16 protein-coding genes and 1 pseudogene are annotated in these 20,753 nt (G+C 60.5%); 12 read left to right on the forward strand and 5 right to left on the reverse strand.

The annotated features are described in order from the left end of the window. Nucleotides 1-858 precede the first annotated feature (858 nt). Together ASG79_RS22305 and ASG79_RS22310 are read left to right on the forward strand one after the other, a co-directional pair. The gene (locus ASG79_RS22305; protein WP_056394576.1) at nucleotides 859-1,416 is read left to right on the forward strand and encodes a gamma carbonic anhydrase family protein; all 558 of its coding nucleotides are present in this window, start codon (nucleotides 859-861) and stop codon (nucleotides 1,414-1,416) included. A 138-nt stretch (nucleotides 1,417-1,554) separates the two neighbouring features. Further along, complete coding sequence (locus ASG79_RS22310; RefSeq protein WP_056394279.1) at nucleotides 1,555-2,310, forward strand: IclR family transcriptional regulator; 756 nt, start codon at nucleotides 1,555-1,557, stop codon at nucleotides 2,308-2,310. Here ASG79_RS22310 and ASG79_RS24270 read toward each other — a convergent pair. Continuing rightward, a pseudogene (locus tag ASG79_RS24270) lies at nucleotides 2,303-2,549 on the reverse strand (helix-turn-helix domain-containing protein); the annotation flags it as partial. The gene ASG79_RS22310 and the pseudogene ASG79_RS24270 sit on opposite strands and share 8 nt — an antisense overlap. Nucleotides 2,550-2,760: 211 nt before the next feature. Then, nucleotides 2,761-3,405 (reverse strand): TetR/AcrR family transcriptional regulator, encoded by a 645-nt coding sequence (locus tag ASG79_RS22315; RefSeq protein ID WP_082581897.1) that lies wholly within the window; start codon nucleotides 3,403-3,405, stop codon nucleotides 2,761-2,763. Nucleotides 3,406-3,801: 396 nt separating this feature from the next. Here ASG79_RS22315 and ASG79_RS22320 point away from each other — a divergent pair, with 396 nt between their 5' ends. The 8 genes from ASG79_RS22320 to ASG79_RS22355 all read left to right on the forward strand — a co-directional run bounded on the left by ASG79_RS22320 (nucleotide 3,802) and on the right by ASG79_RS22355 (nucleotide 13,808). Beyond that, nucleotides 3,802-4,929 carry an ABC transporter substrate-binding protein gene (locus ASG79_RS22320; RefSeq protein ID WP_235509909.1) on the forward strand — a complete coding sequence of 376 codons (1,128 nt, stop codon included), beginning with the start codon at nucleotides 3,802-3,804 and terminating at the stop codon, nucleotides 4,927-4,929. Between the two features lie 63 nt (nucleotides 4,930-4,992). Then, nucleotides 4,993-6,069, forward strand: coding sequence for a carbohydrate ABC transporter permease (locus ASG79_RS22325; protein ID WP_200953225.1), 1,077 nt, complete (start codon nucleotides 4,993-4,995; stop codon nucleotides 6,067-6,069). Next, complete coding sequence (locus ASG79_RS22330; protein WP_082581898.1) at nucleotides 6,066-6,980, forward strand: carbohydrate ABC transporter permease; 915 nt, start codon at nucleotides 6,066-6,068, stop codon at nucleotides 6,978-6,980. The genes ASG79_RS22325 and ASG79_RS22330 overlap by 4 nt, the downstream gene beginning before the upstream one ends. Before the next feature lie 244 nt (nucleotides 6,981-7,224). Then, nucleotides 7,225-9,585, forward strand: a complete 2,361-nt coding sequence (locus ASG79_RS22335; RefSeq protein WP_235509910.1) for a glycoside hydrolase family 3 N-terminal domain-containing protein — start codon at nucleotides 7,225-7,227, stop codon at nucleotides 9,583-9,585. 132 nt (nucleotides 9,586-9,717) lie between these two features. Next, the gene (locus ASG79_RS22340; RefSeq protein WP_056394285.1) at nucleotides 9,718-10,470 is read left to right on the forward strand and encodes a sugar phosphate isomerase/epimerase family protein; all 753 of its coding nucleotides are present in this window, start codon (nucleotides 9,718-9,720) and stop codon (nucleotides 10,468-10,470) included. Next, nucleotides 10,467-11,588, forward strand: a complete 1,122-nt coding sequence (locus ASG79_RS22345) for a Gfo/Idh/MocA family protein (protein ID WP_056394288.1) — start codon at nucleotides 10,467-10,469, stop codon at nucleotides 11,586-11,588. Before ASG79_RS22340 ends, ASG79_RS22345 begins: the two co-directional genes overlap by 4 nt. 31 nt (nucleotides 11,589-11,619) lie before the next feature. Continuing rightward, nucleotides 11,620-12,810 (forward strand): Gfo/Idh/MocA family protein, encoded by a 1,191-nt coding sequence (locus tag ASG79_RS22350; protein ID WP_082581899.1) that lies wholly within the window; start codon nucleotides 11,620-11,622, stop codon nucleotides 12,808-12,810. 2 nt (nucleotides 12,811-12,812) lie between these two features. After that, entirely contained in the window at nucleotides 12,813-13,808 is a 996-nt protein-coding gene (locus ASG79_RS22355) for a sugar phosphate isomerase/epimerase family protein (RefSeq protein WP_056394291.1), read from the forward strand. Nucleotides 13,809-13,956: 148 nt separating this feature from the next. On the opposite strand, the gene ASG79_RS22360 is transcribed toward ASG79_RS22355, so the two are convergent. Genes ASG79_RS22360 through ASG79_RS22370 form a run of 3 tightly spaced genes read right to left on the reverse strand, consistent with a single transcriptional unit; the run spans nucleotide 13,957 to nucleotide 16,651 of the window. After that, entirely contained in the window at nucleotides 13,957-15,183 is a 1,227-nt protein-coding gene (locus ASG79_RS22360; RefSeq protein WP_082581900.1) for an NAD(P)/FAD-dependent oxidoreductase, read from the reverse strand. Then, nucleotides 15,180-15,377 (reverse strand): ferredoxin, encoded by a 198-nt coding sequence (locus ASG79_RS22365; protein WP_056394294.1) that lies wholly within the window; start codon nucleotides 15,375-15,377, stop codon nucleotides 15,180-15,182. The genes ASG79_RS22360 and ASG79_RS22365 overlap by 4 nt, the downstream gene beginning before the upstream one ends. Further along, entirely contained in the window at nucleotides 15,374-16,651 is a 1,278-nt protein-coding gene (locus ASG79_RS22370; RefSeq protein ID WP_235509911.1) for a cytochrome P450, read from the reverse strand. Before ASG79_RS22370 ends, ASG79_RS22365 begins: the two co-directional genes overlap by 4 nt. A 768-nt stretch (nucleotides 16,652-17,419) precedes the next feature. On the opposite strand from ASG79_RS22370, the gene ASG79_RS22380 reads away from it, so the two are divergent. Beyond that, nucleotides 17,420-18,382 (forward strand): LacI family DNA-binding transcriptional regulator, encoded by a 963-nt coding sequence (locus ASG79_RS22380; RefSeq protein ID WP_162256847.1) that lies wholly within the window; start codon nucleotides 17,420-17,422, stop codon nucleotides 18,380-18,382. 129 nt (nucleotides 18,383-18,511) lie between these two features. Beyond that, nucleotides 18,512-20,752: an MMPL family transporter gene (locus ASG79_RS22385; RefSeq protein ID WP_082581902.1), complete on the forward strand. Its 2,241-nt coding sequence runs from the start codon at nucleotides 18,512-18,514 to the stop codon at nucleotides 20,750-20,752. Nucleotide 20,753 lies beyond the last annotated feature (1 nt).

Below are 20,753 nucleotides of genomic sequence, written 5' to 3' on the forward strand. Positions count from 1 at the left end.
CGGCAGTACCGCGCCGAGTTCATGGATGGGAGCACCGGCGGTACCTTGTTCATCGGTAACTCCAAGTGGAGAACTTTGCAACTCCGCCTCCCGCTCAATGGCTGGGTATGACATGTCGTCGCTCCTTTTCAATCATAGTTAGGTCGAGAGAGTCCCTGAGGTCACTCACCGCGCTGCTCTCGTCGACGGCAGCGCTCCATTCACTCGGACCGCTGCCCGCACATCAGGAGTTACGTCCGTATGCGGACAAGATTCGAGGGTGTTAGTTCACCCGTGCCAGTTCCAAGGCCGCTCAACGCGGGTTTTGTAAAGCCGGTTTCAGGCCGGGTGATTGGCAAGTCCCCAGAGCCGGAGCGGAGCTGCTCCGAGCATTCACTACGCTGGTTCCCGCCGCAACGTCACCATGTCTCAACAGAGGCCCCACCAGCCGACGCTTCCAACATCCAGCTTCAGGGCTGTTGGTTCGGCGATCATGAAACGACGATATTTTCGCGTCCTGTGTTCCGTAGTCTGTGCGCCTACGTAGGGGGCGAAATTCGGTTGCTGGTAGAAATATCTTGTGGTCTAGTGCCGCCTCGAGGCCTGCGGTTCGAAGCTCCAAGACGGGCACCTCCTAGGTTGGATCATCGGCTGTCTAATGAATGAATTGCTGCACTAACTTTGAGCAATACGTGTGATTTGGTCAATTCGTTTTATCGCAACTGATCAACCTGACAGTCATAGTGGCATAGATCATGTGTTGATCTGAACGAAATGATTAGCATTGATCCCCTCCACTACCTGTGCGGCAAGACTGGCTGCCAGAAGGTACTAGGGTGGTGCCTTATCCCACACCTGCAGCCCTTTGGAGAACCCATCATGAGCACTAACGTCATCACCATAAATGGCCGAACGCCGCGTCTCGCTGCCGGCACTTGGATCGCCCCGACCGCCACCGTGGTCGGCGATGTCAGCCTAGGGCAGGGGTCGGGAGTCTTCTACGGTGCCGTGTTGCGCGCGGACATGGAAAACATCACGATCGGATCCGGCAGCAACATCCAGGACACGGCCGTCGTCCACGCAGATCCCGGATACCCCGCTCACTTGGGCGACCAGGTCAGCGTGGGTCACGGAGCGGTCCTGCACGGCTGCACCGTGGAAGCGGGCTCGCTCATCGGCATGAACGCGACCGTCCTCAATGGCGCAGTTATTGGGAAGGGGTCACTCGTAGCCGCTAACGCATTGGTGCTGGAAGGCACTGTTGTTCCTGCGGGTTCCCTCGTGGCGGGTGTCCCCGCCAAAGTGCGCAGACCCCTTACGCCTGGGGAAATCGAGCATTGCCGAGCGAACGCCGAAAACTACAAGGCGCTCACTAGTCAACATCTCGAAGCAACCGGCAAAATTCATGCTTCCGCCCATGATTCCCATGGACTCTGATGCACCAATCCAACATGTCGGAGGCGGGCCCTTGTCTGAACAGCTACGGCGCTCTCGCGCCTCACGCTCACTATCTCGGCGTGCGGACGGCGCCTGAAGCGATGCCCTGGTCGCTGAAGAGTCGCAGGAGACAGTCTCATGGCTGAGAAATCCCCCGGAGGCGTGCAGTCTGTTGAGCGCGTTTTTGAGTTGTTGGAACTGATTACTGATGCAGGCGGCGACGTCACGCTCAGCCAGCTCTCCTTATCGACCGATCTTCCGCTACCCACCATCCACCGTCTCCTGCGTACGCTAGTCACTCTCGGCTACATCCGACGGCTTCCCCACCGCCGCTACGCCCTGGGGCCCCGGCTGATCAGGCTCGGCGAAGAAGCAAACAAGCAGCTGGGCGCCATGGCCCGACCGCAGCTCACATCCCTCGTGGATCAGCTCGGGGAGACCTCCAACATGGCGGTGCTCGATTCAGACATGGTTATCTACGTAGCCCAGGTTCCCTCCCGGCATTCGATGAGGATGTTCACTGAGGTCGGACGCCGTGCCCACGCCCACGACACGGGCGTCGGAAAGGCTATCCTGGCCCAGCTTGACGACGAGGTGATCCGCGGCATCGTGCAACGCACCGGCATGCCCACTCCGACTTCCAAGAGCATCGGCGATATCGAATCCCTCCTGGCAGACCTGGGCAGGATCCGGGAACGCGGCTACTCTATTGACGAGGAAGAGCAGGAGCTGGGAGTCCGTTGCTTTGCCATGGCAGTTCCCGATGCACCTACTCCTGCCGCCATCTCAGTCTCCGGGCCGGTATCCCGCGTGGACCAGTCGTTCGCCGGGCGTGCCGTCCCGATGCTGCGCAAGGCCGCCCAGGCCATCTCGGACGATCTCAACCTCAACTGATCCTGCCGGCGCAACGGCCCGACCTATGCGCTGACGTCACCTGGCGAGGCAGGTACTGGTAGACGGTCTTTCGGCTGGTCCTGTACGCGGGCAAGAGCGACTTTAGGAACGCCACTGCCGGCGCGCCGGACCAGTTCGGCGGCATGTTCCGGTAAAGGGGTGGCCTTCTTTCGTCCCTTGTACGCACCGCGCTGCTTCGCCAGCGCAATGCCTTCCCGTTGCCGCTCCCTGATCAGGGAGCAGTGTCGCCTCCAACTGTTAGCAGCAGAAGCTGAATCTGCTGAGCATTGATCCTGTGGAAGCCCTTCGACACTATGGCCGTTTGGAGGCGCCTTGAGGTCCACAAACGGCCTTGGAGGTCCTCAAGAGTGTGCACTGCGACGGACGAACGAAGTTGGAAGGTCCGTCCGTCTGTTAGGCGCCGGCTTAGCGAACACAGAGGTGTGGCACTTAGCGAGCAGGCTCGTTGAGAGCGCAGCCAACTCCGTCGGCGATCGCCGGTGACAATGATTTCCTGGCGGCCGCTACAAGACGCCAGAAGGCATCCACCGCCTCGACCACGTCGAGGTCCCCCCTATATCGCCTCTGAAGCTGAAGCCCATCCTGCACGGCGATCCCGAGAGTGGCGATCATCTCCGGGGTAAGACTCGAAGTGCTCAGGTTGGTCTCCGAATCCGGCTCTCGGGTCTGTATCTGAGCCGAGCGATAGTGCTCCGCAAAATACTGGTGCGCAGGGTGGTCGCGGTCGATCGCCTCGGCCGAGAGAATGATGAACAGGGACGTCAGCCCCTCATGTTCCGCAGAATGGCGCGCAACCTCGCGTGATCGGGTCGCAACGTCTGTGGCCCGGAACGTTGACAGGTAGTTCGCGACGGAGGAGTCACGGAGACCAAGCACTTCAACAAGGAGTTCCTCCTTGTTCGCGAAGTAGTGGAGAAGCCCAGGCTGGGTAAGGTTCACCCGCTTGGCAAGTTCGCGCATGGATGAGTTTCTGTAACCGGACTCGGCGAAAAGCTCTGCAGCGGCGGCGATAATTTCCCGCCGGCGCTCAGTTCCCTTGCGATAGCCTCCCCGAGGTCCACTGCTTTGTGCCATGCCCTCACGGTACCCGAGACAGGCCGTCCAGCGAAACCTTGTCACGTGAATGGTTTTGGGCTAATGTCGACGCAGCAGGATCCAGAAAAGATAGAAAAACCGGGATGCAGCTCCCAGCATGCAGGCGCCAGTGACCGATCACAGGGCTTCTGACGCGAAGTTGTAATCCCGAGCACCAGAGGCGAGCAGACCGTCATTCGCTACGGCACTCGCTGAATCCCTATCGCATAAACAAAGGAGTAGCGAATGCGATTTACCCGAAAGGCTCTTGCCCTGGCTGGGGCGGTATCGCTCACCGTCTTGGCCGCAGGTTGTTCACCTAGCGGAGACGCTAGCGGGGGCGATAGCAAGCCGACACTCACCATCTCGACATTCAGCGAATGGGGATATGGGGACTTGATCGACGAATACCAGAAGCTCCATCCTGAGATCACTGTCAAGCACAATCGCTTCGCTACGAGCGACGAAGCGAAGGAACAGTTCCAGACCTCGCTCGGTGCCGGCTCTGGTTTGGCCGATGTCGTGGGCGTAGACAATAGCTGGATGCCGCAGGTCATGCAAAACTCCGAGAACTTCTTTGATCTCTCCTCTTCCAATGTTGAAGGCCGCTGGAACGACTGGAACGAGAAAATCGCCACTACTTACGATGGCAAGCTCTTGGGCTATGCCACCGATATTGGGCCGCAGTCCATCGCATACCGCGCGGACCTGTTCAAAGCCGCAGGCCTTCCAACGGACCGCGAAGAGGTAGCCGAGCTCTTCGGGGGTAAGGACGCCACATGGGATGACTTCTTCAAAGTCGGCGAAAAGTTCAAGGCAGCGGGAACGGGCCCGGCGTTCTACGACGACTCGTCTTCGGTGGCGACCAGCTGGGGAGACCAGTACAGGGTCCTTTGGGAGGACCCCGATAACGGTGACATTATCGCCGGCAACAACAAAGACCTGCGGAACATTTACGATACCGTGACGTCGCAGGACGACCTGTCAGCTCACATCGCTCGCTGGAGCCAGGACTGGGTCGACGCGTTCCAGAAGGACAAGTTCGCTGTCATGCCCGCACCTTCATGGATGCTCGGAGTTATCAAGGGCAACGCCGCCGGTGTTACCGGCTGGGACGTCGCCAACGTCTTTCCTGGCGGCGGCGTCAACAGTGGCGGGTCGTACCTGACGGTGCCGAAGCAGTCGCAGCACCCGGAGGAGGCTAAGGCACTCGCTGACTGGCTTACCGCCCCCGAACAGCAGCTGAAGGCTTTCAAGGCCACGGGCAATTTCCCCAGCCAGGTACAGGCGCAGAAGAGCGATGAGCTTCAGCAGGTGACGGACCCGTTCTTCAACAACGCACCGGTGGGGAAGATCCTGACAGACCGCGCAGCGGCCGTGAACGAGATCCCTTATAAGGGCGAGAACTACTTCGCGATCACGACGGCCTTCAATAACGCAATCAAGCGTGTTTCCGTGGACCGAACCCACAGCGCACAAGAGTCGTGGGACATGTTCGAAACTGAGCTGAAGACACTCGGATAAATCAATCCGACCGCTGGCACGGAGGCGCCGAGCGCGCCTCCGTGCCGCGACCAAAGGAACATTATGACTCTCTTAACCAAGGGATCCCCGAACACCACTAGGAGCCCGGCACAGATGCCGTCGCCATGGCGCGAGCGTCTGGGGCGGTGGGACATCAAGGCATCGCCATACGTCTACATCTCACCGTTCTTCGTCCTCTTCGGAATAGTAGGCCTCTTTCCACTCCTCTACACCGCCTACGTCTCGCTGCACGAATGGTCGCTTATAGGCGGCCAGGGCCGGTTCGTGGGCTTCGACAATTTCGCATTCGTCCTCGGACAGCCGGTCTTCTGGAAGTCCCTTGGCAACACCCTCAGCATCTTCCTGCTCTCCACTGTGCCCCAAGTTGTCATAGCGCTCGTTCTCGCCAACCTTCTGGACGCAAACATCCGTGCTAAGACCTTCTGGCGTATGGGTGTACTTCTTCCGTACGTTGTCGCGCCGGTTGCTGTAACACTCATCTTCTCCCGTATGTTCGCTGATCAGTCAGGACTCATCAACTCACTTATCGGGCTGGTCGGAATAGAGCCCATCGGCTGGCATCGGGATAGTTTGGCCTCGCATATCGCCATCGCGACTATGGTCAATTTCCGCTGGACCGGCTTCAACACGCTCGTGCTGCTGGCGGCGATGCAGGCAATTCCCCGTGACCTGTATGAAGCGGCAATCATCGACGGGGCGGGGCGCGTCAGGCAATTCTTCTCCGTCACGGTGCCGGGCATCCGCCCAACGATCATCTTTGTTGTGATCACGTCCACCATTGGTGGCCTGCAGATATTCGACGAGCCTCGACTGTATGACATCCAAGGGCTTGGCGGGAATTCTGGGCAGTGGAAGACGATCACCCTGTACCTCTACGAACTTGGCTGGAACCAGCAGAAGCTGGGACGCGCTGCGGCTGTCGCTTGGTTGCTCTTCCTCTTGATCATAGTGTTCGCGCTGGTAAGCAACTGGATATCAAGACGAATCGCCTCGGGGGATGATTCAACTGCCGCAGCCCGCAAGTCTACCCGTGCTGCCTCCCGCCAGCCCCAGCCTGCAGCCGATCCCTCCGCTGTCACCTCTTTACACTCCGATGACTCACCTGGGAGCAACTCGTGACTACGCCGTCTGTACCCTCCATCGAACAAACGGCCGGCCGAGCCGCGGCCAAGGCAGCGCGACGCCGCCAAAGAAGCGAGACGGAGGCAGGGCGCCGGCCAACTTGGTTTACCTATGTCCTGCTCGGGGCCGTGGTGCTGATTTCCGTCTATCCCCTGTACTACACATTCCTCCTCGCATCATCGACGCCTGCGGAAATTGCACAGAACCCCATCACGTCGCCCATCCCCGGTGGAAATCTAGCCGATAATCTCACCCGCATTTTCGAATCCGACATCGACCTAGTCCGCGCTTTCTGGAACTCGGTAGTCGTCTCGGCAGCGACAGCTCTCGCCGTTGTATTTCTCTCCACCCTGGCAGGCTTTGCGTTCTCCAAGCTTCGATTCAGGGGGCGCGCCGGGCTCCTCACTTTCGTCGTAGCCACTATGGCGATTCCGACTCAACTTGGGGTAGTGCCACTGTTTATCGTTATGCGGTCGATGGGACTGACCGGCAGCTTGTGGGCTGTCATCATCCCCGGCATCGCCTCCGCGTTCGGTGTCTTTTGGATGACTCAGTACCTTCAATCGGCACTGCCTTACGAGCTCATCGAAGCTGCCCGCATCGACGGCGCTTCAACTTTCAGGATCTTCCGTGCCATCGTGCTGCCCGCCGCCAGGCCAGCAGCCGCGATGCTCTCCCTGTTTACGTTCATCGGAGCATGGACCAGCTACTTCTGGCCCTCGATCGTACTGGGCAGCAGCAACCCGACGCTTCCAGTCGCATTGCAACTCCTCCAGGCCGGATTTTTCAAAGACATCGCCCTCATCATGTCCGGCGTGCTCATCTCTGTCGTGCCACTCCTGGCATTGTTCTTCATTCTCGGCAAGCAGCTCGTCGCTGGTGTTATGCAAGGAGCCGTCAAAGGATGACCCAGCCGGAAGCCGTGCTTTCCTCGCCAGCAGTAGTGCTTGGTCATGTCGGGATGCCTTGCATGATTGGGCCAGACCGTTGACCTTGGTTTGGCAGGTGCCACGAGGTACACCGTTGTCCACACCATCAATACCCGCGCCTAATCGCGCAACCATTAGAAGCGGCGGAAGTACCCCACCTCCATCGTTCTTCAGCCCCTCCACGTAAAAACAGCGGGCGCTACACCGCACTCACGAAAACGAGATGATGACCGACCTTAACAAAGTCCTCTCCCGCATGGATCTTGACCAGAAGATCGGGCAAATCCAAGGCATCGTCCCCATGGACATGACCGCCCAGTCAACCGGGTCCAATGTACTGGGCGACGTCATGTACGACGTTGAGGCGGTCGCCAAAGTTCGCCCACACGGAGTCGGCCATCTATCTCTCGGCGGCCAACTTACTGCAGACATCGGCATCCTACGTCGGGAGCTCGTGCGATTCCAGGAAGCTGCCCGTCAGGTGTCACCAATGGGGATTGGTGTATTGGTTCACGCTGAAGGCATCAGCGGACTGGTCCACCCACAGGGTCACCAGTTCGCAACGTCCTGGGGACAAGCCGCGAGTTGGAACCCACAGGTTCCGTGGACTGTTGGCGATATTGCTGCCCGCCAGAGCCGCGAGATCGGCATTCACCTCCTTTTCTCACCTGTTCTCGACCTGGCGAGAGACATCAGGTGGGGAAGAGTCCACGAGACGTATGGAGAAGACCCTGAGCTTGTCACCCGAATGGGTGTCGGTTTCATTCGCGGCGTCCAAGGTGTTGAAGGCCGAAGCGGTGTGCTGGCGGCCGGAAAGCACTTTCTGGGTTACGGAGTTTCGCTGGCAGGGCTAAACCAAGCGACCACACAGCTCGGTAAGCGCGAGTTGACCGATGTCTACGCCGAGCCTTTCCGGCGGGCCATCACCGAAGCAGGCCTCTCCATCGTCATGAACTCGTACAACGATCTTGACGGCATACCCGCGGTCAGCAACGCGTGGCTGCTTCAGGACTTGCTCCGCGGTCAATTGGGTTTCGAAGGCCTCGTCGTCAGTGATTACGGGGCGATATCCATGCTGCTCACGAGCTACCTCACCGCCGCGACACCTGGAGATGCTGCTGCGCAAGCAATTACAGCCGGCATGGACGTTGAATTGCCGAGCGCCGCAATGACTTCAGGTCTTCGACCTCTCATCGAGAATGGCACCTTCTCTGAAGAAACACTTGATCGCGCCGTGCTGAACGTCCTCACGGTCAAGCAGCGGCTCGGCCTCATCCCTGGCCTTGCCCCATCAGTTTCGTCAGATCAACAGCGTCCGATCTCCGACGGTGAGCCTGAATTGAAGGCGATCGAGGTCGCTGCCCAGTCGGTCACGCTGCTGGCAAACGATGGAATCTTGCCCTTACACCCAGGGCGGCAGAAGATCGCCGTGGTTGGGCCGGCCGCGGACGAACTGCGTATCCACTTCGGTGCTTACTCTTCCGTAGCTGACGGGGAAATGCCCTTCGCTGTCAGGGAGATACTCACCGGAAACGTACCTGGAATTGAGGCGTCACCCGATGTGCTGCCGGATATGTTCCAGACGCGGCTTCCTGGAGTCGAACCGATCTTCGAGGAAGGGGCCAGGCGCCTTCACCCCCTTGCAGCCACAGTGCTGGGAGCGCTGGCGGCCATCGATACAGACGTCAAGTACCACAACTACGGAAGCCTAACTGAGCAAGATTCCTTTATTCTCGACGATTTGCTCTCCGATGTAGAGGACGCTGATGTCGTCATCGCCGTGGTGGGGGAGAGAACCGGTTGGTTCGGAAACCACACAGCGGGAGAAGGCAGGACGGTCGCCCACCCACAACTTCCCGGCGACCAGACCGAACTGGTCGATGCCCTTGGTGCGGCCGGGAAACGCGTTATCACCGTGGTCATTTCAGGACGCCCACTGCTGCTGGAGCAGATCCACACGGCCTCATCCGCAGTGGTCCTCGCCCCACTCCTCGGTCCCTCAGCGGGCGAAACCATCGCCAATATGATTTTCGGCCGGATTAGCCCAAGCGGACGCACACCGTCAACCTTCCCACGTTCGGCCGGGCAGATTCCGCTCTATCACGGTCACCCAATCGGCAGCGGTTACGACCATCCTCACCTAAAGAGATACGGCTACACGGACCTTCCCGACAGCACACCGCTTTATCCCTTTGGCCATGGCCTCGCTTACACCACTTTCGATATGTCCATCACCGACATACGGATTAACGAAGAGCGGCTGGAAGTCGACGCAACCGTCAGGAACACCGGTACGTACGCAGGGACAGCAGTACCCCAGCTGTACGCCCGCGATGAAGGCGCCTCGGTCGTCCGCCCTGTCCGGCAGTTGCTCGACTTTGCCCGTGTCGAGCTGGGTCCGGGGTGCGATCAAGTGGTCCACCTTTCCGCGCCTCTCAGCCGCCTCGCATACACCTGGCCGGACGGGCGCCGCGGTCTTGAGGCAGGTACCGTCACCCTCCTGCTCGGATCCTCAAGCGCCGCAATAAAAGCAACATCGACGATCGAGGTCCCCGAAGTCTTCATCGACCGCACCACCCGTTAGCGGCAAATCCCTCCGCACAGTTGAACACCCCACCTGTAAAAGCACCCGAAACGACCAAGCCAGGATCTACCCGGCCTTTCCTCAGAACCACGGCTCGCCCCGAATTTCAGCACGACCCGCAAAGGAACAACCATGTCTTACTCACTCCAGCTCTACACCCTCCGGGATGCCATCGCACAGGATTTGCCCGGCACCATCAAAAAAGTCGCAGAGATCGGCTTCACGCAGGTTGAGCCCTACAACTTCGTGGCTACGGCCAAGGAACTCGGCGCAGCCCTGAAGGAGAATGGCCTGACGGCACCGTCCGGCCACGCGCCCCTCATGAGCCATGACCAGGACGAGATCTTCGCAGCGGCGAAGGAACTGGGCATTACCACCGTCGTCGATCCCTACAGCCCAGCGGACAAATGGCAGAACGCCGAAGACATCCAAGCCACCGCAGCCAAGCTCAATGATGCAGCTAAGAAGGGCGCCGAATATGGCATCCGCGTCGGCTACCACAACCATGAATGGGAACTGGAAGCCACGGTGGAGGGGCGAACGGCGCTGGAATACTTCGTCGAGCACCTCGACCCGGCTGTAATCCTTGAGGTGGATACCTACTGGGTGGCCGTGGGCGGCCAGGACCCGGTGGACATCCTCGCGAAGCTGGGTGACCGGGTGAAGTTCATCCACATCAAGGACGGTCCCCTGACCACGGACACCAAGGCCCAGCAGCCCGCCGGACAGGGCAAGGTCCCCGTCCTGGACGTGATCGCCGCCGCGAAGTCCCTCGACGTTGGCGTGGTGGAATTCGATGACTACTCCGGCGACATCTTCGACGGGATCACCCAGAGCCTGGCCTTCCTCAACAACAACACCGCCACCGAAGGAGCCAAAGCATGAGTTTCGCACCATCCACCCGCAAGGGACCGGTTGGCGTTGCGGTGATCGGCGCGGGCAACATCAGCAAGGCGTACTTGGACAACCTGACGGTCTTCCCGGACCTGAAGGTCCTGGTGATCGCTGACCTCTTCGAAGAGGCCGCCAAGGCACGAGCCGAGGAATACGCGATTCCGGAGTTCGGTTGTCCGGAGCTGGCACTGAACCATCCCGACGTCGAAATCATCGTCAACCTCACCATCCCCGCCGCCCACGTGGAGGTGGCCACCGCAGCGGTGAACGCCGGCAAGCACGTCTGGACCGAGAAGCCCTTCTCCCTGGACCGCGAATCCGGGCTTGGCTTGCTCAAGGCTGCCGACGCCGCGGGTATCCGGCTCGGCACTGCGCCGGACACGTTCCTGGGCGCCGGGATCCAGACCGCGCTGCGGCTCATCCAGCGCGGCGACATTGGCACCCCGCTGACCGCCATGACCACCTTCCAGACCCCCGGCCCGGAATCCTGGCACCCTAACCCCGCGTTCCTTTTCCAGCATGGCGCCGGCCCCTTGTTCGACATGGGACCGTACTATCTCACCACCCTGGTCCAGGCCTTCGGCTCCATCCGCAAGGTGGCCGCCGTCGGGTCCAAGGCCAAGGAGGTCCGTGTCATCGGTTCCGGGCCCAAGGCGGGCGAGGAATTCACCGTGGAGGTCCCCACCCACGTCTCGGCGATGGCCCAGTTCGAATCCGGTGCCTCCTCGCACAGCGTTTTCTCGTTTGAATCGCCACGGGAGCACATGGGTTTTGTGGAGATCACCGGCACGGAAGCCACCATCTCCCTGCCGGACCCTAACTACTTCACCGGCGACATCAGGCTCTGGCGCGCCGGTGACGAGGACTGGACCACCATCCCCGCCACCGGCCCTGTCAACGGCCGCGGCATGGGTGCCCTGGACATGGCCCGCGCCATCCGCGCCGGTGTGCCGCACCGGGCCACCGGCGACCTCGCCTACCACGTGCTGGACAGCATGGTCTCGATCTCCGAATCCATCGACTCCGGAACCTTCGTGGACGTCGAAAGCTCAGCTCCGGTTTCCACAGCCCTTCCCGAGGACTGGGCCCCGGAAACCGCAACTCTCTAGCTCAGCCAGCAGGAAGCAGCAGGAACACGCCGTGACCACTCCCGCACACCCAACCGCAACCCCGACTCCCCCTTCCCTCGGTGTGGCCGCCATCGGCTACGCCTTCATGGGGAAAGCCCACTCGAATGCGTGGCGGAACGTGGCGAGCTTCTTCGACGTCCCGGCCTTCGAGCAGAAGGTGCTCGTGGGCCGGGACGCCACCGCCGTGGCCGAGGCCGCCACCAAGTACGGCTGGGCCGAGTCCGCCACCGACTGGCGTGAAGTCATCCAACGCGACGACGTCCATATCATCGACATCTGCGCACCCGGCTGGACGCACGCCGAGATCGCCATCGCAGCGCTCGAAGCCGGCAAGCACGTGCTGGTCGAAAAACCACTCGCCAACACCCTCGCCGAAGCCGAACTCATGACCGCCGCCGCCGCCAAGGCACGCGCCCGGGGCGTCCAGTCCATGATCGGGTTCAACTACCGCCGCGTCCCGGCCCTCGCCCTGGCCCGCGAACTCATCGCCGAAGGCCGGCTCGGCACGGTCCGGCATGTCCGCGCCGCCTACCTCCAGGACTGGCTCGCCGACGACCAATCGCCCATGACCTGGCGGCTCCGCAAGGAAACCGCCGGCTCCGGTGCCCTGGGCGACATCGCATCCCACGCCATCGACCAAATCCAGCACCTTACTAATGAGACGGTTAACGAGGCAACCGGGACACTGCGTACTTTTGTCACGAAGCGCCCCGGCAACCAAGGCCCGGAAGACGTCACGGTAGATGATGCAGTATGGGCCACACTTGGAATGACAGGGGAAGTCGGTGCGTCGGTTGAGGCGTCTCGAGTCGCCAGCGGCCAGAAGAACAGCCTTCGCATAGAGGTTTACGGCACTGCAGGTTCACTCCTGTTTGACCTGGAGAACCTCAACGAGCTCCGCTTCCTGGACGCCACCGTTCCAGCCCGGGAGCAGGGCTTCCGCCGGATCCTGGTCAACGAACCCGAGCACCCCTACCTCGAAGCGTGGTGGCCGCAGGGCCATATCATCGGCTGGGAACACACCTTCACCCACCAAGTCCGGGACTTCCTCACCGCCATCCGGGACCAAACCCCGCCCTCGCCTTCCTTCGAAGACGGGCTGCAAATCCAACGCGTCTTGGCCGCCGTCGAAGAATCGGCAGCCAACCGCAGCGTCATCACGCCGGTACTACAACCAATCTTCGCTGCACAGGGAGCCTGACCATGCCCCGCCCGTTTACCCTGTTCACCGGCCAGTGGGCCGACCTTCCCCTCGAAGAAGTCGCCCAACTGGCCTCCGGCTGGGGCTACGACGGCCTCGAAATCGCCGTCTCCGGGGACCACCTGGACGCCTGGCGCTGGGACGAACCCGGCTACGTCGACTCCAAGCTCGAACTTTTGGACAAGTACAACCTCAAAGTCTGGGCCATCTCCAACCACCTCAAGGGCCAGGCCGTCTGCGATAACCCCATCGACTTCCGCCACGAAGCCATCGTCGGCGCCAAAGTCTGGGGCGACGGCGACCCCGAAGGCGTCCGCCAGCGCGCCGCCGAGGAAATGAAACACACCGCCAGGCTCGCCAAGGCACTCGGCGTGGACACCGTCGTCGGGTTCACCGGCTCCTCCATCTGGCAGTACGTCGCCATGTTCCCGCCCGTCCCCGAAAAGGTCATCGACGCCGGCTACCAGGACTTCGCCGACCGCTGGAACCCCATCCTGGACGTCTTTGACGAATGCGGCGTCCGCTTTGCCCACGAAGTCCATCCCTCCGAGATCGCCTACGACTACTGGACCACCGTCCGCACCCTCGAAGCGATCGGCCACCGCCCCGCGTTCGGGCTGAACTGGGACCCGTCCCACATGATGTGGCAGGGCATCGACCCCGTCTCCTTCATCTGGGACTTCAAAGACCGGATCTACCACGTGGACTGCAAGGACACCAAGCTCCGCCAGACCGGCCGGAACACCGTCCTGGGCTCCCACCTCGCCTGGGGCGACCCGCGCCGCGGCTGGGACTTCGTCTCCGCCGGCCGCGGCGACGTCCCCTGGGAAGCCTCCTTCCGCGCACTCACCGCGATCGGCTACAACGGACCCATCTCCGTCGAGTGGGAAGACGCCGGCATGGACCGCCTCCACGGCGCCCCCGAAGCCCTCGCAGCACTCAAGAAGTACGACTTCCCCGCCTCCCAAACCAGCTTCGATGCCGCCTTCAGCAGCTAAGACTGGTGGGGCTACCGATCTCGGCGGTAAAGTTGCCAGAACAAGCCTGACTATGCACGGACTCTTGGTTAGCGGTCCGTTCGTGAAGGAGCTTAGGCCAAGTCCAGCCGTTCCTGGATCTGGCTACCAAAGCTTATGGTCGGTAATCTTACGAATTTGATTGCGCTAGTTCGAGCGCCTGAGCCCAGCTGGTGCGGGATTCGATGTGCGCGCGCCACTGCCGGACGGCTTTGGCGGCGCCGGCCCCCATCACGCCGACTAGCCTTTCCCCTTTGCGGTAAATCGCGACTACTTTCCCCTCCTCGATGTTCCCATGAAGAATCTGCACTTCGTCGTGGTCGCGGAGGTAGCCGTGGGCCTGAAGTTTGACCTTGTACTGATCCGACCAAAAATACGGGACGGCTGTGTAGGGAAGTCGGTCTCCTCCAAGGATTCGATCAGCGACGTGGAGGGCCTGCTCAACAGCGTTGGTTCGGTGCTCTATGCGCATTGAAAGATCGAAGAGTGGATTGTGCCATCTGGCGACATCCCCTACCGCATATATTCCGTCGCCGGCTGAGCAGTCAGCTGCGCAAACAACACCGTCGGACAGGATGAGAGTGCTGGCTCGGAGCCAGTCCACTGCTGGCTCCGACCCAATCGCCACAACAACCAGGTCAGCGTTTTCCGTCCCGCCGGATGCGAAATGTACGCCAGTGACTCGATGTCCGTTAGTTCGTAGGGACTGCACGAGCGCGGCTTTGCCCGTGCGAAGGCGGATCCCTTGCTTTTGATGAAAGGAGGTCAGTTGTTGTCCCACTTCACTGCCGAGCGCGTTCTCCAGAAGTGTTGGGGTCTTGGATGCCAGAACAACGTCAACTCCTCGTTGTATTGCCGCGGCGGCGATTTCGGTTCCGAGGAAACCTCCTCCGATGACAACGAGGCGTGACGCTGCTGAGAGCGCTGCCTGCAGGTGGAGTGAGTCATCGACTGTCCTCAGAGTGTGGACACCGGAGATGTTGTTGGATGCCGGAAGGTGCTTGGCGTTTACTCCCGTTGCAATGATGAGACGTTCGAATTCAAGGTCTGTGCCGTCTTCAAGCAGCACCTTCCGGTGATGGCTGTCGAGGTGGACCGCAGCAACTCCGCGGCGCAAGTCAATGCCGAGGTCTTGGAGGTGGTTGGGCGGCCGCAGTGCCAGTGCTTCCACTGAGACTTCATCATGCAGCGCCTGCTTGGACAGGGGTGGCCGGTCATAGGGTTCGTGGTTTTCCGCGCCCACGAGCACAATGTCGCCCTCGTGTCCCCGCGTGCGCAGGGCTTCGGCCGCGCTCAAACCAGCTGCCGAGGCGCCGACAATCACGGTCCTGGGGGTTGGGTGATTGGTACGGCTCATTGCTTGGACAGTGTGATGACAGCTGCCGGGCAACGCACCGCTGCGTCCCGCAGCTTCGATTCCTGTTCGGCGGGAGGTTGCGCGTTGAGGACGACGACAATGCCGTCGTCTTCATTCTGGTCGAAAATTTCGGGTGCCGCGATGGCGCACACGCCAGCTCCAACACACTTGCTTACGTTGATGTCGAAGTTCATTTAATTACCTCATCCCAGTTGATCATCAGCTTTTTGATTCCGTATACGAGCATGTCGTTCTTGAAGGGGATATCCGTTTCCGGGGTCTCTACCCTCAGGCCCGATAGCCGGCGGAACAGCTCGGGGAGTGCAATGCGCAGTTCAAGGCGTGCAAGATGCTGTCCCAGGCACTGATGCGGTCCGTACCCGAAGCCGAGATGGGCAGAGCGCCTTTCAAGGTCCAGTTGGTCACCATCAGAGATAAACCGGTTATCCCTGTTGGCCGATTCAAGGACCACAGCCACATGTTCGCCCGCGCGGATTGTCTGCCCGGCAATGGTGGTGTCCTTGACCGCTTTGCGCAGGACACCGTTGTGCACAATGGTGAGATAGCGGATTAGCTCATCGACGCCTGTTTCCATGACAGCCGGATTTTGTAACTTTGCAGCTTGATCCGGGTGCTGCAGGAGGGCGTAGGTGCCAAGAGTGATCATGTTTGCCGTGGTGTCATGACCTGCGGCCAAAAGCAGGAGCGCTACTCCTTGGAGCTCTGCGGCATCCATGGGGCGCTCGGTGGGTTCCAGGATGAGTCGACTGAGCAGGTCGTCACCGGGATTCTCCAGTTTCGACTGGATGAGGTTCGCGAAGAAGCCCGCGCTCTGGATGGCTGCCGCTTGGCGTTCCTCGAGAGGCAGGCTCAAATCGACTTGAGAGGCCGTAGCGTACTCAAATTCGGATCGTTGCCCCTCGGGCACTCCCAGGATCTCGCTGATCACCAAAGCGGTGACGGGCAGCGCGAACTCGCGGTAGAGGTCGAGCGGCCCTTTCTGCTGGCCGATGCGGTCGATGTGTGTAGCGACGAGGTCCCTGATGAATGGCTCGAGACGCGCTATCCGTTTGACCATGAACTCCCGGGCCAGGCGGAGTCGGAGCCGGGAGTGGGAATCACCGTCATGCCTGAGCATGACGCCCGGTGGCGGGGGTGCGCCAAGGTTGTCTTTGTCGCCCATCAGGTGGGATGAACTGGCGTCTACATTGCTGAAGGTCTCGGCGTCGCCCAGGACTGTACGCGCGTCCTCATAGCCGCTGACGAGCCACACATCGAAGCCTGCAGGAGTGCCGACCCGCAGTACGGGGTCTGAGGTGCGAATACCTTCATACCTCGGGTCGGGATCAAATGGGCACCGGTTGGTCGGAAGCGGCACGGATGCCGGTGGCGGCTGCTGAATTGTTGATGTCAAAGGAATCGGCTCCTGTATCTGCGGGGCGACGACGTTATTGCTGTTCGGCTTCACGTGCGGCTGGGATAGTTACAGCCTCTCGTCCAAGCCGCAGGAAGTAAGCCCGCCGCTGTTGTATTTCAGATACTGCATCCGCAGTACCTTCGTTCTGTGCCTGCCGGTATTCCAGCCGGTGACTTTTAGGCTCCCGCGGGCGGGCCTGGTCCCAGCACGTGGGACCGAGCGGCCCTTTAAGGGATCTGATTGGTGGATTCATGAGTTCGCTGGCAGGCGGACCTCAGTCCTGTACGGTCCTGTCTGCCAAAAGAGGACGTAACCGTCAGCAGCCGTCCGATCGCTCTCAGTCGTGGTTTCAGCTCCGGTCCGTTTTCGGAAGCCCGGTTTTCGTCGGCACTCAGATTCTGACTCTTTCGTGGATTTCACCGCATGGTACGGACACGTCGACTGCAACCTGAAAATCGGTGATGCTGCGCCGGGTAACGGAGATACCTGTGCGGCTCCTAACCGCTTCTGGGATGAGTTCCTGAACGGCGGTGCTGATAGCTGTGTCTTTCGTCTTTGCGTCCTTGACCTGTACGTCCAGGACCTGGGGATAAGGGTGAGGCATCGGGCCCTCCAGATTGCCGCGGCAAAGCAGCCGACGGATTCGGTTATGTGCATATTGGGGGGATGGCCGAGCAGGCCGATAACCAGCTAAACACTCGCATTGGCACGCGTCAATAGTTGTCTCTTGGGCGAACTGCGGTAGGCTGGGTATGTCGTTGAAGCGTGTCAATGTGGCCACCCGAAGGGTCCTGGCGCAGGGAGAGAAGGGGAGCCGTAATGACAGGCAGTGCTGACGTTGCTCTTCGTGCAGGCGTTTCCAGGTCTACAGTGAGTCAAATCCTCAACGGCCGCGCCCACTTGTTTTCTGAGGAAACGGTCGCAAGGGTCAGAGAAACTGCGGCCGCTATGGGCTACCGCCCGTCGCTGGCCGGACGAACACTGGTCCGTGGTAAGAGCGACATCGTCATCACACTCATACCGGACATCACTTTTGGGCCGACCGTTCGCGAATTCGTGGATCTCCTGACAGAAGGGCTGGCGAAGGAAGGCCTGACGAACTTGCTTCGTCTTTCGTCATCGGAGGATAGCCTCCAGGACGCGGTCCTTGGGCTGCGTCCGCACTCGATTGTGACGATGGCACCGCTCCGCCCTGAAGACATTGAGCGGCTCGAAAAGCAGGGTATTTACGTGATTGGACAATCCCAGGCTTTCCAGGCTGCGGCCGACATGGCAATCGGCCGCCTGCAGGCTGAGCACCTTCTAGGCCAGGACTACAAGCGGATTGCTGTTGTCCGCCCGCGATCGAAACGGGAGCAATACAGCGCTCCGGAACGTGAGAAGGGAGTGCTCGAATATGGCGGCCTTCACGCTATGGAAGTTCTGCCTACCTTGGAGATCGGCCTGACCAGCGACGAAGCTTTGAAAGCAGTGCGCAGCCTTCCGGCGGGACGGGTTGGTTTGGCGTGTTACAACGATGAGGTGGCCCTGGCGATTCTGGGTGCCGCTCTTCGAGAAGGGGTCAGCATTCCCGCGGAGATGGGAATTATCGGGGTCGACAACTCTGTGATCGCCCGCGCTTCGACTCCGACAATAACGTCCATCAGCATGGACCTGGAGCTAAACGTACGCGAACTGGTCAGCCATGTCGTCTCCGGCCAGGAACTGCGGATCCCGCCTGAAGCAACGGATGAATACGCGCGTGGTTTCACAGTCATCCAGGGAGGCACCACCCGGCAGTAGGACTAATTCCTACTACCAATGCAGTACCAACGCGCCTGCGTTCGACGGATGTCCACAAGGTGCTGTCCTCAGATCATTGGTGAAGGGTTTAAAACACACCCTTTCGATCAATATTGTTAGGACTTTCGCATGGCTGCATTTCTTGCCCGGATTGGGAGGCTGGCGGGCCGTCATCGTATCGCTGCCATTACTGTTTGGCTGGGTCTTCTGGCTGTAGTTTCGGTCGTTGCATTGGGCGGGATGAAATTTAGCGACGGTGCCTTCGACGTGCCGGGTACCGAATCCAGCAAGGCCATGGGCCTGCTGGAAGAACATTTTCCGTCCGCACCCACCGGCTCCGGCGAACTGCAGCTTGTGGTGCAGGCGCCTGCCGGGACCGGCATAACGGCCCCCGGGCCGGGGGATTCTCTGACCAAGGCAATCGAGCAGCTGCGTTTCCTGCCCAACGTCAGCCACGTCCTGGACCCAAGGGACCCGGCCCGTCCGTTCCTATCCGCCGACGGCACGACAGCGGTCATCCAGGTATCCCTTGAAGGGTTAGAGGACTCACAGCGTGAGACTGTGCAGGAAAACGTCACCGAAATCGCGGAAGGGGTCCGCGGGCAAGGGCTGACGGCCGAGGTGGGCGGGTCCCTCGCCTCGGGTATTCCTGAGATCCTCGGGCCGTCTGAAGCCGTCGGGGCAGGCATTGCTTTTCTTGTCCTAGTCTTGACCTTTGGCTCCCTTGTCGCGGCGGGCGCGAACATGCTGAGCGCATTAATTGGCGTCGCAACTGGGATTCTCGGAATCCTTGCCTATTCGTCTATCAGCCCCATTGGCAATGTCACGCCGATCTTGGCTGTGATGCTTGGCCTCGCCGTCGGCATCGATTACAGCCTCTTCATTCTTGCCCGCTTCCGTGCGGAGCTGCGCGGGGGACGTACTGTTGACGCGGCCATCGGCAGGGCGACTGGCACGGCAGGCTCTTCAGTTGTGTTCGCGGGGGCGACGGTCATCATCGCCCTGGCCGGACTCATGGTTGTTGGCATTCCGTTCATCGGAGAAATGGGTCTAGCCGCGGCCTTTGCAGTCGGCGTGGCAGTGCTGATGTCACTGACGTTGCTGCCTGCTTTGATGTCATTTATGGGTCTTCGGGCTCTGTCCAAGCGGGACCGCAGGGAACTTTCCGCTGCCGAGCCGGCACCTGTTTCTACACGGGTGGAATTCCTCTCCCGTTGGGCGCAGTTCGTTGTGACCCGGCCTCTTGTCTCAGTGGTTGGTGGCACCCTGCTGCTCATCGTGATGGCCTTGCCATTGCTGTTCATGAAAACAACCCTTTCTGTATCTGGCGGCGAAGACCCGGAATCCACGCAACGGGCTGCCTACCAGATCGTCGGCGACAAATTTGGGCAGGGCTCACAAGATCCCCTCGTGGTCCTCGTGGAAACCCCTGAAGGCGGTCTGCAGGAAAGAATCCCTGAAATTCAGGAGTTCCTGGCAGGGATAGACAACGTGGCCCTAGCGGTGCCCGCAGGCGTGGCCAGCAGCGGAGACGCGGCGATAATGTCCGTGATGTCCGAATCCGGTCCCCTCGATGACCGGACCATGCAGTTGGTGCGGGACATCCGCGCCGAAGCACATAACCTTCCCGGAGCCAACCTGTACGTCACCGGAGCCACCGCATTGGGTTTGGATGCGGACGCGCAGCTCAGGCAGGCTCTAGGACTTTACGTTGCCCTGATTGTCGGTCTTTCCCTGATTCTGCTGGTCATCCTGTTCCGTTCCGTGCTCGTTCCCGTTGTTGCCACGGCTGGATTCCTTCTGTCTTTGGGTGCGGGACTGGGAGCGACCACCGCAGTGTTCCAGTGGGGGTGGCTGGGGGACGTCATCCAGGCTCCGCAAGGAAATCCTCTGCTCAGCCTGCTGCCGATTATCCTGACCGGTATCCTGTTTGGTCTTGCCATGGATTATCAGGTGTTCCTTGTTACCCGGATCCAGGAGGCATACGGGCAGGGAATCCATCCCAAACAGGCAATTCTTCGCGGTTTCAAAGCCTCCGCCGGCGTGGTGGTCGCCGCCGCAGGCATCATGGCGGCGGTCTTTGGAGGGTTTGCCTTGAGTCATTCTTCCCTAGTCGGTTCGATAGCCCTTGCCTTGGCCGTGGGTGTCGTTGCCGACGCCTTCATCGTACGGATGGTTATTGTTCCCGCCGCGCTTGCTCTCTTGGGCCGCTCTGCGTGGTGGATGCCCAAGTCGTGGTCCGCGCGCCTGCCCGCACTTGATGTCGAGGGCCATCACCTCAATGCTGTGGAACAGCAGGAAGCCAGGGGTACTGATGATGCCGAACAGGACGCAGTCGACGCCGAGCCAGTCCCCATTGGACGCCGCTGAC

The sequence above is a fragment of the Arthrobacter sp. Soil761 genome (genome assembly GCF_001428325.1).
In the GTDB taxonomy this organism is placed as follows: Bacteria; Actinomycetota; Actinomycetes; order Actinomycetales; family Micrococcaceae; genus Arthrobacter.